The sequence below is a fragment of the Bacillus sp. NMCC4 genome (assembly GCF_002998555.1).
Taxonomy (GTDB): domain Bacteria; phylum Bacillota; class Bacilli; order Bacillales; family Bacillaceae; genus Bacillus.
Window position 1 is genome coordinate 301425 of the sequence record NZ_PVRA01000002.1, and the last position, 17527, is coordinate 318951.

17 protein-coding genes are annotated in these 17527 nt (G+C 41.0%); all 17 read left to right on the forward strand.

Annotated elements, in window-relative coordinates; translation table 11 throughout:
- The first annotated feature begins 52 nt into the window (after nt 1–52).
- The 17 genes from ylqF (at nt 53) to fliF (ending at nt 17521) form a co-directional block, all read left to right on the forward strand.
- A complete protein-coding gene (gene ylqF, locus C6Y02_RS05805) occupies nt 53–901 on the forward strand; it encodes a ribosome biogenesis GTPase YlqF (protein ID WP_060596244.1) in 849 nt (282 codons plus the stop codon).
- Nucleotides 902–977: 76 nt separating this feature from the next.
- Nucleotides 978–1742: a ribonuclease HII gene (locus tag C6Y02_RS05810; protein WP_066030916.1), complete on the forward strand. Its 765-nt coding sequence runs from the start codon at nt 978–980 to the stop codon at nt 1740–1742.
- Nucleotides 1743–1769: 27 nt separating this feature from the next.
- On the forward strand, nt 1770–3506 hold the full coding sequence (locus C6Y02_RS05815; protein WP_106030836.1) for a glycosyltransferase: 1737 nt from the start codon (nt 1770–1772) through the stop codon (nt 3504–3506).
- On the forward strand, nt 3503–3778 hold the full coding sequence (locus C6Y02_RS05820; protein WP_003211418.1) for a FlhB-like flagellar biosynthesis protein: 276 nt from the start codon (nt 3503–3505) through the stop codon (nt 3776–3778). The genes C6Y02_RS05815 and C6Y02_RS05820 overlap by 4 nt, the downstream gene beginning before the upstream one ends.
- 176 nt (nt 3779–3954) lie before the next feature.
- The gene (sucC, locus tag C6Y02_RS05825; RefSeq protein ID WP_012009945.1) at nt 3955–5115 is read left to right on the forward strand and encodes an ADP-forming succinate--CoA ligase subunit beta; all 1161 of its coding nucleotides are present in this window, start codon (nt 3955–3957) and stop codon (nt 5113–5115) included.
- A gap of 22 nt (nt 5116–5137) precedes the next feature.
- The gene (gene sucD / locus C6Y02_RS05830) at nt 5138–6040 is read left to right on the forward strand and encodes a succinate--CoA ligase subunit alpha (RefSeq protein ID WP_003212080.1); all 903 of its coding nucleotides are present in this window, start codon (nt 5138–5140) and stop codon (nt 6038–6040) included.
- A 63-nt stretch (nt 6041–6103) separates the two neighbouring features.
- Nucleotides 6104–7006, forward strand: a complete 903-nt coding sequence (gene dprA, locus C6Y02_RS05835) for a DNA-processing protein DprA (RefSeq protein WP_034662389.1) — start codon at nt 6104–6106, stop codon at nt 7004–7006.
- A 193-nt stretch (nt 7007–7199) separates the two neighbouring features.
- A complete protein-coding gene (gene topA, locus C6Y02_RS05840; RefSeq protein WP_060596250.1) occupies nt 7200–9275 on the forward strand; it encodes a type I DNA topoisomerase in 2076 nt (691 codons plus the stop codon).
- A gap of 70 nt (nt 9276–9345) precedes the next feature.
- Complete coding sequence (gene trmFO, locus C6Y02_RS05845) at nt 9346–10650, forward strand: FADH(2)-oxidizing methylenetetrahydrofolate--tRNA-(uracil(54)-C(5))-methyltransferase TrmFO (RefSeq protein WP_034662383.1); 1305 nt, start codon at nt 9346–9348, stop codon at nt 10648–10650.
- A gap of 62 nt (nt 10651–10712) precedes the next feature.
- Complete coding sequence (gene xerC / locus C6Y02_RS05850) at nt 10713–11630, forward strand: tyrosine recombinase XerC (protein WP_060596252.1); 918 nt, start codon at nt 10713–10715, stop codon at nt 11628–11630.
- A gap of 14 nt (nt 11631–11644) precedes the next feature.
- The gene (gene hslV, locus C6Y02_RS05855) at nt 11645–12190 is read left to right on the forward strand and encodes an ATP-dependent protease subunit HslV (RefSeq protein WP_106030837.1); all 546 of its coding nucleotides are present in this window, start codon (nt 11645–11647) and stop codon (nt 12188–12190) included.
- A 16-nt stretch (nt 12191–12206) separates the two neighbouring features.
- Nucleotides 12207–13607 carry an ATP-dependent protease ATPase subunit HslU gene (gene hslU / locus C6Y02_RS05860; protein WP_106030838.1) on the forward strand — a complete coding sequence of 467 codons (1401 nt, stop codon included), beginning with the start codon at nt 12207–12209 and terminating at the stop codon, nt 13605–13607.
- Nucleotides 13608–13641: 34 nt separating this feature from the next.
- Nucleotides 13642–14421, forward strand: a complete 780-nt coding sequence (gene codY / locus C6Y02_RS05865; protein ID WP_012009951.1) for a GTP-sensing pleiotropic transcriptional regulator CodY — start codon at nt 13642–13644, stop codon at nt 14419–14421.
- 287 nt (nt 14422–14708) lie between these two features.
- Nucleotides 14709–15098: a flagellar basal body rod protein FlgB gene (gene flgB, locus C6Y02_RS05870; RefSeq protein ID WP_012009952.1), complete on the forward strand. Its 390-nt coding sequence runs from the start codon at nt 14709–14711 to the stop codon at nt 15096–15098.
- Nucleotides 15098–15550, forward strand: a complete 453-nt coding sequence (gene flgC / locus C6Y02_RS05875; protein ID WP_012009953.1) for a flagellar basal body rod protein FlgC — start codon at nt 15098–15100, stop codon at nt 15548–15550. Before flgB ends, flgC begins: the two co-directional genes overlap by 1 nt.
- Before the next feature lie 11 nt (nt 15551–15561).
- On the forward strand, nt 15562–15879 hold the full coding sequence (gene fliE / locus C6Y02_RS05880; RefSeq protein ID WP_007499609.1) for a flagellar hook-basal body complex protein FliE: 318 nt from the start codon (nt 15562–15564) through the stop codon (nt 15877–15879).
- Between the two features lie 49 nt (nt 15880–15928).
- Nucleotides 15929–17521 (forward strand): flagellar basal-body MS-ring/collar protein FliF, encoded by a 1593-nt coding sequence (gene fliF, locus C6Y02_RS05885; protein ID WP_060596256.1) that lies wholly within the window; start codon nt 15929–15931, stop codon nt 17519–17521.
- Nucleotides 17522–17527 lie beyond the last annotated feature (6 nt).

The following is a 17527-nucleotide window of genomic DNA, read 5'->3' on the forward strand; positions in this document are numbered from 1 at the left end:
CTCTTTTTTTGTACAATGTATAGAGATAATCGATAGAAGAGAAGGTGCACATATGACGATTCAATGGTTTCCAGGCCATATGGCAAAAGCAAGACGTGAAGTCACAGAAAAATTAAAGCTCATCGACATCGTATTTGAATTAACCGATGCTAGAATTCCGATGTCCTCTAGAAACCCAATGATCGAAGAAATCCTTCAGAACAAACCCAAAATCATGCTATTAAACAAAGCAGATAAAGCGGATCCTCGTGTGACAAAGGAGTGGCAGGCGCACTTTGAGCAGCAAGGTGTTCGGTCACTTGCTATTAACTCTGTCGATGGACAAGGGTTAAATCAGATCATCACAACTTCAAAAGAAATCTTAAAAGAAAAATTCGACCGCATGAAAGCAAAAGGTGTCAAACCGCGTGCAATCCGGGCGCTGATTATCGGAATTCCCAACGTCGGGAAATCGACCTTAATCAATCGTTTAGCGAAAAAGAACATTGCCAAAACAGGAGACCGGCCTGGTATTACCACCTCACAGCAATGGGTGAAGGTAGGTAAAGAACTTGAACTGCTTGATACACCTGGAATCCTCTGGCCTAAGTTTGAAGATGAGCAAGTAGGACTCAGGCTAGCGGTGACTGGAGCGATCAAAGATTCTATCATCAACTTACAGGATGTCGCTGTGTATGGACTTCGCTTTCTAGAAGAGAACTATCCAGAGCGATTAAAAAAACGCTATGACCTGGCGGAGATCCCTGAAGATACGGTTGAGCTGTTTGATGCAATAGGTACAAAGCGCGGCTGTCTCATGAGCGGTGGATTTATTAATTACGACAAAACCACCGAAATCATTATTCGGGATATTCGAACAGAAAAATTTGGTCCCCTCACTTTTGAGAAGCCTGAAAGCTAAAAGACACGCAGCTCATGCGGGTCTTTATTTTTTGCGGAAAACTGCCGATATAAAGAAGGAGGCTGACGAAAAGCTGATGTACACGGTGAAACAAATAAAAGAACTGATAGAAAAGCATTCGCAAGACGAGTCATACATTCGTGAGCTGGTAAAAGATGATACGAGAAAAAGTGTCCAAAAACTGATAGAGAAGTGGCACAAAGAGAGAGAAAAGCAGCAGCAACTTCGTGCAGCATGGAATGAAATGCTGCAATTTGAAAACAAAGCTAAGGCGCAGGGATACACATGTATTGCTGGAATAGATGAAGCAGGAAGAGGACCGCTGGCAGGCCCCGTTGTCGCAGCCGCTGTCATATTAAAGGAAGACACAGTCCTGCTCGGTTTAAACGACTCAAAGCAATTATCTGAGAAAAAAAGATTGGCGTATTATGACCTGATCCAAAAAGAAGCACTTGATATCGGAATCGGCATTGTTGATGCGGCTACGATTGATGAAATCAATATTTACGAGGCATCAAGACTGGCGATGGTGAGAGCGGTGGAGCAGTTAACTCATATACCTGATTATCTACTCATAGATGCCATGACGCTCCCGCTTCCTATTCACCAAGAGAATATCATCAAAGGAGATGCAAAAAGTGCGTCCATCGCAGCTGGTGCATGTATTGCAAAAGTGACAAGGGATCAGATGATGGAAGAATACGGGCGTAAGTACCCTGAGTATCAATTTGAAAAACATAAAGGGTACGGAACAAAAGAGCATCTGGCTGCCATTCAAACACATGGAGCTGCCCCAATCCATCGATTATCGTTTGCGCCAGTGAAATCCGTTATATCATAAATTTTTGACCTAAGGAGGCTGCCTGTGATGACAAGAGTTGAGGACATACATACAGCACTGAATAGCCGGTTAAGTGCGGCAGAATCTGTTACATTAAACACCGAAGGAAAGGAAAATGTGCATCGGCTGATTCTCGGTAAAGTACTGAAAATGCTTGGAGATGATACAGCCCTTGTTCAAATAGGCTCAACAAAAATAAAAGCACAGCTAGCGGCTCAGCTCAAAGCAGACGCATTTTATTGGTTCCAATTTGAACAAGAGGGTGGAGGCAGCCTCAATAAACTAAGGCCAGTACAGCAATTTGATCAAGACCCTAAGACATTAAAGGATGCAGCTGCCAAACTATTAGAAGGTCTCTCACTTAAAAACGGACTTGAAAACATCCTAACAGCCACAGCTTTTTTAAAAGAAAAATCCGTTATCAACGAAGCAGAGTTAAAAACGGCAGTGAAGTGGATCGAACAGCTTCAAGGAGCTGATGTGAAAAAAGGTCTTCAGGCACTCCTATTTGCTTTAAAAAAAGACTTGCCGATCCAGGAAGGAGTGCTTCAATCAATTTTAGCCGTGAAATCATCCTCTGCTCTTCATCAGGATATGACAGCGTTGCTAGAACGATTAACACAGCTCCCGAAGCACTCAGACGCCACACAGGCCCTTACACAAGCCATTCGATCAGTCATAGATGCTGAGACGACCGTCCATGCAGAAAAGCTCTTATCGGTCCTTCTAGCAGCGAGAGAAGGGGCGGCGAAGCAAGGAGGCAGTCTACCTGTAACGCCTCAGCCCAATCTGTCTCAGCCAAAAGAAAATAGCCAAACTCCAATCGCTCAAGAGCGTCAGACGACCCAAGTTCTTCAAACTAACGTGCAGCAGTCAACAAGTCCAAAAGAGCTGCAAATCCCGCTTCAGCAAATTGAGCGGATAATGGCAAGTTTGACGAAGCAAGGTGCAGACGGGCAGCAAGAGCCTAGCTTAAAACAGCTCACGTCATTGCTGCAAGGGCTTCAGCAGGCAGGATCTCAGCCTGACGCAAAAGCATCCGTGCTTCAAAAAGAATTTCCGTTCCTGTCAAAAACAGAGGCGAAAGCATTGGCTCAGGTGGTGCAGCAGACGGAACCCGTATTAAGCAATAAAACCGATGTGCTCGATTTACTCATGACGATGAAAAAGGCAATAGGTGTACGAGATGAAATCGGTATGCTGAAACTACTCGAAAAAGGCAGCCAGGATGTAAAAAGTCAGGAGCTTCACCAATTAAAGCTCGTCTTAAATGATGTGAGGCAGGCTGATTTACCAGAACCCGTAAAAAAAGAAGTCGATCAATTGTTTCATAGATTGAACGGGCAGTTATTTGTGCAGCAGGAGAACCAAACCATCAGCCAAATGATGGTCTCTTATCCGCTCTTTTCAAAACATAGTGTTCAAGATTTAACCTTTATTCTAAAAGGACATAAGAAAAAAGATGGCTCTATTGATATTTCTCAGTGCCGTCTCATGTTTTACTTAAACATGGAAAACCTCGAAGAGACATTAATCGACTGTACGATTCAGCAAAAGGTCATGTCAATTACAGTTGAAACCGGTCATGAACTTCAAGGAACCATTAATCCGATGATTCCAGCTGTTCGGGAGAATTTAAATGCCTTAGGATACAGTCTAACGGGAATTACAGCAAAGAAGAGACAAGAGCCAGTAGATCCGTCTCACTTTCTAGATGAACACTTTCATAAAATCAGCGAGAAAGGGCTGGACTTACGAGTATGAAGGATTCAAAACCGCTTAGAAGGGCGGTCGCTCTACATTATGATGAAGAAAAACAAAAGGCGCCAAAAGTCGTCGCAACAGGGAGCGGCTATGTGGCAGACCATATTATTGAAGAAGCAAAAAAGTCGGGAGTTCCTATCCAAGAAGACCGTAATTTAGTCGAACTCATGCGCCATTTAACACTTGATGAGGAGATCCCTGAAGCGTTATACGATACTGTAGCAGAAATATTTTCGTTTATCTATAGGTTAGATCAAAAAATGAAAAAATAAGGAAAAATAAGTGATTTGGCTGAAAAATTTATATTTTTAATAAAATAAAAGTTTGAATGTTTAGAAGGATTTTACGATTTTACATAGAACCCTAGACATTCTCTTTTTTATTCTTTAAAATGAAAGCGCAGTCTATTTTATAATTTTTGTTTCTACATATGTTGGGAGGATGGGAAATGAATATCCATGAGTACCAAGGAAAAGAAATCCTAAGAAAATATGGGGTTTCAGTTCCAAATGGTAAAGTAGCATTTACACCTGATGAAGCAGTGAAAGCATCAGAAGAGCTAGAAAGCTCTGTATATGTCGTAAAAGCACAGATTCATGCAGGCGGCCGTGGTAAAGCAGGCGGGGTAAAAATTGCAAAAACAAAAGATGAAGTGAAAGGGTTTGCAGAGGAATTGCTCGGTAAAACACTTGTCACACATCAAACTGGGCCTGAAGGGCGCGAAATAAAACGCTTACTTATTGAAGAAGGCTGCGATATTCAAAAGGAGTACTACGTTGGACTTGTTTTGGACAGAGCGACATCAAGAATTGTATTGATGGCTTCTGAAGAAGGCGGTACTGAAATTGAAGAAGTAGCAGAAAAAACGCCAGAGAAAATCGTCAAAGTGGTCATCGACCCAGCGATTGGCTTGCAAGGCTATCAGGCAAGAGAAGTAGCGTTTAAAATTAATATTCCAACAAAATTAGTTGGCCAAGCTGTTAAGTTTATGACAAGTCTTTACAATGCGTTTATTGAAAAAGATTGTTCAATTGCTGAGATTAATCCACTTGTTGTAACAGGCGATGGAAAAGTCATGGCACTTGATGCGAAATTAAACTTTGATAGCAATGCTTTATATAGACAAAAAGATATATTAGAATACCGTGACCTTGATGAAGAGGATCCAAAAGAAATTGAAGCATCTAAATATGATCTAAGCTACATTTCTCTAGATGGAAATATTGGCTGTATGGTCAATGGTGCAGGTCTTGCGATGTCTACAATGGATATCATCAAGCATTACGGCGGGGACCCTGCAAACTTCCTGGATGTTGGGGGCGGTGCAACAGCTGAAAAAGTAACGGAAGCATTTAAAATCATCTTATCTGATCAAAATGTAAAAGGGATTTTCGTGAACATTTTTGGCGGTATCATGAAATGTGATGTCATTGCAGAAGGTGTCGTTGAAGCGACGAAACAAGTCGGCTTAACATTACCACTCGTTGTACGTCTTGAAGGAACAAACGTTGAATTAGGGAAGAAAATCCTGAGTGATTCAGGCTTAAATATCACTTCTGCTGAGTCTATGGCTGACGGGGCAGAAAAGATTGTATCTTTAGTCAAGTAGAGCAGAAAGGCAGGGAACCTAAATGAGTGTATTTATTAATAAAAATACGAGAGTAATTGTTCAGGGGATTACCGGTTCAACCGCATTGTTCCATACAAAACAAATGATTGAGTACGGAACAAATATTGTTGGCGGTGTCACACCTGGAAAAGGTGGAACTGAAGTAGAAGGAGTTCCTGTATTTAATACAGTATCTGAAGCTGTTCAAACAACTGGAGCAAATGCTTCTGTTATCTATGTACCAGCACCATTTGCAGCAGATGCCATTTTAGAGGCTGTTGATGCAGAAGTCGATCTAGTCATTTGTATCACAGAACATATTCCAGTGCTTGACATGGTCAAAGTGAAACGGTATATGGAAGGGAAAAAGACAAGACTTGTTGGCCCTAACTGCCCAGGTGTCATTACACCTGAAGAATGTAAGATTGGGATCATGCCTGGCTACATTCATAAAAAAGGTCATGTGGGTGTTGTTTCTCGTTCTGGAACGCTTACATATGAAGCGGTACATCAGCTTTCAGAAGCTGGCGTTGGTCAATCGACAGCTGTAGGAATCGGCGGAGACCCTGTCAATGGGACGAACTTTATTGATGTATTAAAAGCATTCAATGAAGACCCTGATACACATGCTGTGATTATGATCGGTGAAATCGGCGGTACGGCTGAAGAAGAAGCAGCTGAATGGGTAAAAGCAAATATGACAAAGCCAGTCGTTGGCTTTATTGGCGGTAAAACGGCGCCTCCAGGAAAACGCATGGGACATGCTGGTGCCATTATTTCTGGTGGTAAAGGAACAGCTGATGAAAAAGTAAAAACAATGCGTGAATGTGGAATTGAAGTGGCAGAGACACCATCTGTCATGGGAGAAACATTGATTAAAGTGTTAAAAGAGAAGAATCTCTTCGAAGCTTGTAAAACGCATTAATGACACAAGAAGACTTGTTCTTTGACAAGTCTTCTTCTTTCTATCTTAAACTGGAGGAATGGTATGTACAACGTGTCCGAAAGAATGATTTTTCACCGCTTAAAAGGCCTCATCTCACCCTCTTTGTTAACAAAATGGTGGAAAGTCGATCCTGAGCTATATATAAATGAAGAAACACAACATTTCAAACAGGATCGATCATTACAAACGATCGACTTTACCCGCTTAAAACAAGCCGAAGAAAATGAATTCCCCATTTTTCAACACATCGTTCAAGCCTATTTAAAGCAAAACATTCACATGATACCCATCACATCACCCTTATATCCCAGCACACTAAAACATATTTATGATCCTCCCCCTGTGTTATTCCTAAAAGGAAACATATCATATTTAAATGAAGAAAAAAGTTTAGGTGTAGTAGGCACACGAGTTCCATCGTCTTATGGAGAAGCATGTGTGAAGAAAATTGTTGGTGAGCTTGTAAAGGAAGATTGGACGATTGTCAGTGGCTTAGCAAAAGGAATTGATGGACTTGCACATAAAGAGTGCATTCGGAATAAAGGGAAAACCATCGGTATTATAGCAGGCGGATTTCAGCACTTATACCCAAAGGAACATGTGCAAATGGCTCAATACATGGGAGAGCATCATTTGCTTTTATCCGAGCATCCGCCTTATGTGAAACCAGAAAAGTGGCATTTCCCAATGAGGAATCGTTTAATTAGTGCGCTGACAAGTGGAACGATCGTGATTCAGTGCAAAGAAAAGAGCGGTTCGCTCATTACAGCGTATCAAGCACTTGAGCAAGGTAAAGAGGTATTTGCGGTTGCAGGATCTATCTTTGATCCTAATTCCACAGGACCAGCCAGACTTATACAGCAGGGAGCAAAGCTTGTTCATTCAACGAAGGATATTTTAGAGGAATTCTCCTTCCGCAGCGTTCAATATACTGAACTCTCATAAAAATATCGTTTGACAAAAGACATAGGAATATTTAATAATAGTGAGGATTTAAGTTTACACTTTGTTTTTCGTGTTTATAATGATGTTCATCATAAAGAATTTTTAATGATTGCCTGTTAGATAAGTGCAATTAACATAAATATGAATTGTGAAATGTATAAAGAGAGAACACCTCTTAAGGGGGATTTTGAGTATGGCTGATTATTTAGTCATCGTTGAGTCGCCAGCCAAGGCGAAAACGATTGAGCGTTATTTAGGTAAAAAGTATAAAGTAAAGGCTTCAATGGGGCACATAAGAGATTTACCGAAAAGTCAGCTTGGTGTTGACACTGAGCATGACTTCGAACCGAGATATATTACGATTCGCGGGAAAGGCCCCGTTTTAAAAGAATTAAAAACAGCTGCGAAAAAAGCAAAGAAAGTCTATCTCGCAGCTGACCCCGATAGAGAGGGAGAAGCGATTGCTTGGCATTTAGCGCATAGCCTTGACCTTGACCTCTCTTCTGACTGCCGCGTTGTCTTTAATGAGATTACAAAAGATGCCATTAAAGATTCCTTTAAGCATCCACGTATGATCAACATGGATTTAGTTGATGCACAGCAGGCAAGACGGATCTTAGATCGTCTCGTCGGGTATAAAATCAGTCCGATTTTATGGAAGAAAGTGAAAAAGGGCTTAAGTGCCGGTCGTGTTCAATCAGTTGCACTCCGCCTGATTATTGATCGCGAGAATGAAATTAATGAATTTAAACCAGAAGAATACTGGACAATTGACGGTACATTCCTAAAAGGAAAAGAAAGCTTCGAAGCGAGCTTCTTTGGCGTCAATGGCAAAAAGCATCCACTGAAAACAAAAGAAGATGTAAAAGAAATCCTTTCGAAACTAAAAGGGAGCAAATTCTCTGTAGAGAAAGTGACGAAAAAAGAGCGTAAACGCAACCCAGCTGTTCCGTTTACAACATCTACTTTACAGCAGGAGGCTGCAAGAAAATTAAACTTCCGTGCGAAAAAGACGATGATGATTGCACAGCAATTATATGAAGGAATAGATCTTGGTAAAGAAGGTACAGTCGGACTCATTACATATATGAGAACGGACTCAACACGTATTTCCAATACGGCGATTGAAGAAGTATCTGCTTTCATTGATCAGACGTACGGTAAGAATTTCTTAAATACAACAAAACGAACCGCTAAAAAGAACGAAAATGCACAAGATGCTCACGAGGCCATCAGGCCGACTTCTACGCTAAGAAAACCAGCAGATGTCAAACATGTCTTAAGCCGAGATCAGCTTCGTCTGTATAAATTGATTTGGGAACGATTCGTGGCAAGCCAAATGGCGCCGGCTGTTCTTGATACAATGAGTGTAGACCTTGACAATAACGGGCTTACATTCCGTGCTAACGGGAGCAAAGTGAAATTCCCTGGATTCATGAAGGTATATGTAGAAGGGAAGGACGATCAGCTAGAAGAAAAGGACAAAATGCTGCCTGATCTTAAAGAAGGTGATACGGTTCTTTCAAAAGATATCGAACCTGAACAGCACTTCACGCAGCCGCCTCCGCGCTACACTGAGGCAAGACTTGTCAAAACACTTGAAGAGCTGGGTATAGGCCGTCCGTCTACGTACGCACCAACATTAGATACGATTCAAAAGCGCGGCTATGTCGCACTTGATAATAAACGGTTTATCCCAACAGAGCTTGGGGAAATTGTTCTTAACTTAATCATTGAATTCTTCCCTGAAATCATTAACGTGGAATTCACAGCGAAAATGGAAAAAGAACTTGATAGCGTTGAAGAAGGTACGATCGAATGGGTTCGCATTATCGACAGCTTCTATCAAGACTTTGCAAAACGGGTAGAAAAAGCAGAAGCAGAGATGCAAGAAGTTGAGATTGAGCCTGAATACGCCGGAGTTGACTGTGAAGAGTGTGGACATCCGATGGTGTACAAAATGGGTCGATACGGTAAGTTCATGGCTTGCTCTAATTTTCCTGACTGCCGTAACACAAAACCAATTGTCAAAGATATTGGTGTGAAATGCCCGACTTGTCATGAAGGAAACATTGTTGAACGAAAATCTAAGAAGCGCCGCATTTTTTATGGCTGTGATCGTTTTCCAGAGTGTGAATTCGTCTCTTGGGACAAACCAATTGAAAGAAAGTGTCCAAAATGCGAAAATATGCTTGTAGAGAAAAAACTGAAAAAAGGCATTCAAGTTCAATGTGTGAACTGTGATTATAAAGAGGAACAACAAAAATAGCGGTGAACAGCCTTGTTCACCTGCTTTTTTATGTCATCAAACAGAACTTACGAAATAGGAGAGTTGTACAATGAGTCAATTTGTAAATGTGATCGGAGCAGGTTTAGCCGGAAGTGAAGCGGCATGGCAAATTGCCAAACGCGGAATTAAAGTCAACTTGTATGAAATGAGACCTGTCAAACAAACGCCAGCTCACCACACAGATAAATTTGCAGAGCTTGTATGCAGCAATTCACTGCGTGCCAACGCTTTGACGAATGCGGTCGGTGTATTAAAGGAAGAAATGCGTCATTTAGATTCAGCGATTATCGCAGCAGCAGACGAAAGCTCAGTCCCTGCTGGCGGAGCGCTTGCAGTAGATCGTCATGAATTTGCAGCAAACGTTACCGATCGCGTGAAAAATCATCCGAATGTGACGGTTTTTCAAGAAGAAGTGCAAAGCATTCCTGAAGGTCCGACAATTATTGCAACGGGCCCGCTTACATCTGAAGCACTTTCAAAAGAATTAAAATCTTTAACTGGTGAAGAGTATCTGTACTTCTACGATGCAGCGGCACCTATTCTAGAGAAAGATAGCATTGATATGGATAAGGTGTACTTGAAATCACGTTATGACAAAGGAGAAGCCGCTTATTTAAACTGTCCAATGACAGAAGAGGAATTTGATCGTTTTTATGAGGCGCTCATTTCTGCTGAAACTGTGCCATTAAAAGAGTTCGAAAAAGAAATCTTCTTTGAAGGCTGTATGCCAATTGAAGTCATGGCGAAAAGAGGAAAGAAAACGATGCTGTTTGGTCCGATGAAGCCAGTAGGACTTGAAGATCCGAAAACAGGAAAAAGACCTTACGCTGTTGTTCAATTAAGACAAGATGATGCAGCAGGTACTTTATATAACATCGTCGGCTTCCAGACACATCTGAAGTGGGGCGACCAAAAGGAAGTATTCCGCTTGATTCCAGGTCTTGAAGAAGCAGAAATCGTTCGATACGGCGTAATGCACCGCAATACATTTATTAACTCACCAAGTCTTTTAAAACCAACGTATCAGTTTAAAAATAGAGAGGATCTATTCTTTGCCGGACAAATGACAGGCGTTGAAGGCTATGTCGAGTCCGCAGCTTCCGGACTAGTGGCTGGAATTAACGCCGCTCGTTTTGTCAAAGGAGAAGAGCTTGTGACACTTCCGGAGGAAACGGCGATCGGCAGCATGGCTTATTACATCACATCGACAAACAAGAAAAGTTTCCAGCCGATGAATGCGAACTTTGGCTTGCTGAAAGATCTTGGTGTTCGGATTAAAAACAAACAAGAGCGTTATGCAGAGTACGCTAAGCGCGCAATCGAAACTATTCAAACTATTTCGAAATCTCTGTAGTAAAACATTGCACGGAAAGCAAGATATGTGATACCATTTAAAAGCCTTAAAGAGGTGTAAAAATGACGAATAAACAGCGTCTTGTCCACTTATTCATTGAATATCTGCAAATTGAAAAAAACTATTCTGCTTTAACAATCTCAGGATATACAGAAGCAATTGAAGAGTTTGTCAGATTTATGAACATTCAAGGAATAGACGGTTTTGAAGAGGTATCCTATCAAGATACGAGAATTTATTTAACAGAAGCTTATGAAAAAGGCCTGACAAGAAGAACGATTAGTAAGAAAGTCTCTGCGCTTCGCAGCTTTTATAAATTTCTATTAAGAGAACAGCTTGTGAAAGAAAATCCTTTTTTACTCGTTAGCTTACCAAAGCAGGATAAGCGAATTCCTTCATTTTTGTATGAAGAGGAACTTAAAGAGCTTTTTACAGTTTCTGATGTCAGCACACCGCTGGGGCAAAGAAACCAAGCGATTTTAGAACTTCTTTATGCAACAGGTATGAGGGTCAGTGAGTTATGTTCATTAAAAGAATCTGATCTTGATTTATCGTTGGATACAGTGCTTGTTCATGGGAAAGGAAGCAAGCAGCGGTATGTTCCTTTCGGTTCATATGCTCATGAAGCGCTCATCACTTATTTAGAGGATGGAAGGCAGAAGCTGAAAGCGAAGGGAAATGATCGTGCTGATGCATATGTGTTTTTGAATCAGCGCGGGGCGCCTCTTACAGACAGAGGCGTTCGATTCATTCTCACTGAATTAATGAAAAAGGCGTCAGGCACACTACATATCCATCCTCACATGTTAAGGCACACCTTTGCCACACACCTCTTAAATGAGGGGGCAGATTTGAGAAGTGTTCAAGAGCTTCTCGGTCATTCGAATTTATCATCAACTCAGGTGTACACGCATGTATCAAAAGATTCTTTAAGGAAAACATACATGTCTCATCACCCAAGGGCTTTTAAACGATCCTAAAAGGAGGTTTTTTCATGTCATCATTTCATGCAACAACCATCTTTGCCGTTCAACATAAAGGAAAAAGTGCGATGGCTGGAGACGGTCAAGTCACTTTCGGGCAGACTGTCGTGATGAAACACACGGCAAAAAAAGTGCGCCGTCTTTTCGGAGGCAAGGTGCTTGCAGGTTTTGCAGGTTCAGTAGCAGATGCATTTACACTCTTTGAAAAGTTTGAAACGAAGCTTGAAGAATATGGTGGTAACTTAAAGCGGGCAGCCGTAGAACTAGCGAAAGAATGGCGAAGTGACAAGATGCTCAGACAGCTTGAGGCCATGCTGATCGTTATGAACAAAGACAGCATCCTGCTTGTCTCTGGGACAGGAGAGGTCATCGAACCAGATGACGGTATTTTGGCCATCGGCTCAGGCGGCAATTATGCGCTTAGCGCCGGGAGAGCACTCAAAACACATGCAGGTGATCACCTCACAGCGAGAGATATTGCAAAGGCTGCTCTTGAAACCGCCGGAGAAATCTGTGTCTACACGAACGATCAAATCACTTTAGAAGAGCTTGAATAGAAAGGACATGAGACGTATGGAGAAAAAGCCGTTCACCCCAAGAGAGATAGTTGAAAAGCTTGATCAATATATTATTGGTCAGCTTGATGCGAAAAAAGCAGTGGCGGTGGCTTTAAGAAACCGTTACAGAAGAAGCCTTTTACATGATAAGCTAAAGGATGAAGTCGTTCCGAAAAATATTTTAATGATCGGCCCAACAGGTGTGGGGAAAACAGAGATTGCCCGCAGAATTGCAAAAATTTCTGGTGCGCCTTTTATTAAAGTGGAAGCGACGAAGTTTACTGAAGTTGGTTATGTCGGCCGTGATGTAGAATCGATGGTCAGAGATCTAGTTGAGACAGCGATCAGAATTGTCAAAGAAGAAAAGATGAAAGACGTTCAAGAAGAAGCAGAAAAACAAGCAAATAAACGTCTTGTTCATTTACTTGTTCCTGGCAAGAAAAAAAGCCAGTCTGTGAAAAATCCTTTTGAGATGCTGTTTGGCGGTTCTGATGAAGATGACCGTGATCGAGATCAATCAAGTGAAGAAGTTGAACTTGAATCGACAAGAAAGCGAATCGCACATCAGCTGGCTATGGGAGAACTTGAAGATCATTACGTCACGATCGAAGTTGAAGAGCAGCAGCCATCCATGTTTGATATGCTTCAGGGCTCGGGTATGGAGCAAATGGGCATGAACATGCAGGATGCGCTCGGCAATCTCATGCCTAAAAAGAAAAAACGCAGAAAGCTGACCGTCAGAGAAGCAAGAAAGGCGTTAACTGCTGAGGAAGCTTCAAAACTGATTGACATGGATGAAGTCAGTCAGGAAGCCGTTTATAAAGCAGAACAGCAAGGGATTATTTTTATCGACGAAATCGACAAAATCGCCAAAAGCGGTGGTGCATCATCTGCAGATGTTTCTCGTGAAGGTGTTCAACGTGATATTTTACCGATTGTAGAAGGTTCAACTGTGATGACGAAATATGGGGCAGTGAAAACAGACCATGTGCTTTTTGTAGCAGCAGGTGCATTTCATATGGCGAAACCATCAGATTTGATTCCAGAGCTTCAAGGGCGCTTCCCAATCCGTGTAGAATTAGATAAATTAAGTATCGAAGACTTTGTGAAGATCTTAACGGAACCAGATAACGCATTATTAAAGCAATATAAAGCTTTACTTGAAACAGAAGGTATATCTCTTGAATTTTCTGACGATGCTATTCATAAGATTGCCGAAGTGGCTTATCATGTCAATCAGGAGACAGATAACATCGGTGCAAGAAGGCTTCATACCATACTTGAAAAGCTGCTTGAAGAGCTTTCATTTGAGGCGCCTGATATTACACTGGAGACAGTGACCATTACCCCTCAGTATGTAGAAGAGAAGCTAGGAAAGATTGCAAATAACAAAGACTTAAGTCAATTTATACTTTAACAAATGAATAAAGTAATCTAGGAGGATCATTAATATGGCGTTACTACAAAAAACAAGGATTATTAACTCAATGCTGCAAGATGCAGCGGGGAAACCAGTTAATTTTAAGGAAATGGCAGAAACGTTGAGAGATGTCATTGATTCAAACATTTTCGTGTTAAGCAGAAGAGGGAAGCTTCTAGGCTACTCGATCAACCAGCAGATTGAAAATCCGCGTATGAAGAAAATGCTTGAAGACCGTCAGTTCCCTGAAGAATATACAAAGAGTCTATTCAACATCCCTGAAACATCTTCAAACCTTGACATTAATAGTGAGTATACAGCTTTCCCGATTGAGAACCGTGATTTATTCGAATCAGGTTTGACAACCATTGTTCCAATTATCGGAGGAGGAGATCGTTTAGGCACGTTAATCCTGTCTCGTTTGCAAGATACATTCAAAGATGATGATTTAATTCTTGCTGAATACGGTGCAACAGTTGTTGGAATGGAGATCCTTCGTGAGAAAGCAGAGGAAATCGAAGAAGAAGCAAGAAGTAAAGCCGTTGTCCAAATGGCGATTAGTTCTCTTTCATATAGTGAGCTTGAAGCCATTGAGCACATCTTTGAAGAACTTGATGGCAACGAAGGGCTTCTTGTGGCAAGTAAAATTGCTGACCGTGTAGGAATCACTCGTTCAGTGATCGTGAACGCCTTACGTAAGTTAGAAAGTGCAGGCGTCATCGAATCTCGTTCTCTTGGAATGAAGGGAACGTATATCAAAGTGTTAAACAACAAATTTTTAATCGAACTTGAAAATTTAAAATCTCATTAATCAAAACCCCTTTTCGGCCAAAATTACAAGCTGAAAAGGGGTATTTTTTTATAAAAAAGAGGATTTGTCCGAAAAATGACACTCTTTTTTCCAAGAAAACCCTTACAATTCTTAGTTCTTTGAATCTAGGTCTTTATACCTATTCGTAAAATAGATATATATTACGAGTTTTTTTTACATATACATCATAGACTTTAATCCTATTATTTCTTACAATGAACATATGGTTTTACAAATCTCGACATGATTAAATGGAATGAAATACATATGATTGGAGGTATATGGTTTTGGATATATTTTCTGGAACGATAAGCAACCTTGAGAATGCCTTGGGTAGAGCGAATGTTAAGCAAAAAGTCATAAGCAATAATATCGCGAATATAGACACACCGAACTACAAGTCGAAAAACGTCGCTTTTCATGATATGCTAAACGATGCGTCGATCAAGTTAGATGCTAAAAAAACATACCAAGGTCACATTGATTTTTCTAAAACAGGGTCTAATTATTCAGTTGTTTCGAGCAACCGTACTTCATATCAAGAAAACGGAAATAATGTCGATATTGATCAAGAGATGAGTGAACTCGCTAAAAACCAAATTCAGTATAATGCGTTGGTTGAAAGAATGAGTGGAAAATTCAATTCTCTTAAAACAGTTTTGACAGGAGGTAAGTGATGTCAATTTTTTCAGGCGTTAACGCTTCGGCCTCAGCATTAACAGCTCAGAGGCTCAGAATGGACGTTGTATCCTCTAACCTTGCAAATATGGATACAACAAGAGCGAAACAGGTTGATGGCAACTGGGAGCCTTATAGACGTAAGCTCGTCACATTACAGCCGTCAGGTGAATCGTTTTCATCTATATTGAACTCAAGCATGAATTCGAGCGGCAAATTAGGAAACGGCGTGAAAGCAACGAAGATTACAGAAGACGAAACTCCATTCAACCTTCAATATGATCCTACAAATCCCGATGCCAATGAAAATGGATATGTTCAAACACCTAATGTTGATCCATTAAAGGAAATGGTTGACCTCATCAGCAGCTCAAGGTCATATGAAGCAAACGTGACCGCACTAAATGCGAATAAAAGCATGTTGATGAAAGCTTTAGAAATAGGAAAGTAAGGTGAAAAGAATTGGTTAACGCAATATCTCCTTTCCAGCTTCAAACCGCTCAGCAAGCAAGTGAATTGACGAATGCATCGTCCGTTCAGGCGGCTGCACCTAAAAGTCAAACGAATTTCTCTGATGTGCTGAAGAATTCCATTGAGGCATTAAATCAATCACAGCTAAAATCAGACCAGTATACAAATGCTCTTGCACAAGGAAAAGATGTCAATCTCGATGAAGTCATGATTGCCTCGCAAAAAGCGAGTGTGACACTCACAGCTGCAACGGAGTTTCGAAATAAAGCAGTCGAAGCGTACCAAGAGATTATGAGAATGCAGATGTAGGAGGTGCTGACGGACAAAAAAAGACTGAATGGAATGACCGGGGGTTAAGATGAATCGTACTTTAATGCAATTAAGAACAAAAACAGTTGAGTTTTGGCGAAATCGATCAAAATTACAAAAAATACTCATGATTGGCGGCGTTGCTGCCCTAGCAATCATTATTACGGTTGTTAGCATCTTTGCTTCTTCTGAAAAAATGGTTCCATTGTTTAGAGATTTGTCTGAGGCAGAAGCTGGGCAAATCAAACAGGAACTGGATGGCAAAAACGTTAAATCGGAACTTGCGAATAATGGAACAACGATTCTCGTTCCAGAAAAGCAGGCCGACACTTTAAAAGTAACACTCGCATCTGAGGGTCTCCCTAAGACAGGGAATATTGATTATTCCTTCTTTGCGAACAATTCCGGCTTCGGTTTAACAGATAATGAATTTGATGTTCTGAAAGTAGACGCAACTCAGACAGAACTATCCAATCTGATCAACACGATTGATGGGATTAAAGATTCAAAAGTTATGATTAACCTGCCAAAAGATTCCGTTTTTGTTGGAGAAGAGCAAAGTAATGCATCAGCATCCATTGTGCTGCAAGTTGAGTCTGGCTACACGCTCGCGCCGCAGCAAGTAAAAGGCCTTTATCATCTTATTTCAAAAAGTGTGCCGAATTTAAAGACAGAAAACATTGTCATTATGGACCAAGATTCCAACTACTACGACTTAAACAGCAGTTCCGATTCTTATGCAAGTGGAATGGATGCACAGCAGCAGAAAAAAGAAGAGATTGAAAAGAACCTTCAAAGAAAAATTCAACAGCTGCTCGGAACAATGATGGGTCAAGAAAAAGTGGCTGTATCGGTCACAACAGACATTGATTTTACTGAAGAGAAAAGAAAAGAAGATCTTGTAGAACCAGTTGATAAAGAAAACATGCAAGGCATTGCTGTCAGTGCTGAAAAGATTGCTGAAACTTATTCAGGAAATGGTGCAGCAGCTGGAGGCACCGCTGGAACAGGCGACGATGATGTCACAAATTATCAAGGCGCCGATGGAGCGAACGGTAGCGGAGATTACGAAAAGAGCGAAGATCGTATCAACTATGAAGTCAACCGCATTCATAAAGATATCAAAGAGAGCCCTTATAAAATTAGAGATGTTGGCATTCAAGCATTGGTCGAACCACCAACTGCAAACGATGTGAACTCTTTAACACCTGAAAGGCAAGATGATATCAAAAAGATTCTTTCAACGATCATTAGCACTTCAATTGATAAAGAATACACAAATGGTCAAGCGCTCACTCAAGCGGACTTAGATAACAAAATTGTTTTATCTGTATCAAAATTAGACGGTAAACAGCAAACTGCAGCAGAAAACCCATCAAACAATATTCCAATCTGGGTTTATATTGTAGGCGGTGTGCTACTACTTGCAATTATCGCTCTCATTATTCTTCTTGTGCGTAAACGCAGAAAAGAAGAGGAAGAAGAGTTTGAGTTTGATGAACGTACACCAATCCATGTTCCTGATATCGACACTGAACCAGAAACAGAAGAAATGGTGAGAAAAAATCAGCTTGAAAAAATGGCAAAAGAAAAACCAGAAGACTTTGCTAAATTGCTACGCAGCTGGCTGTCCGAGGATTAGGAGGAA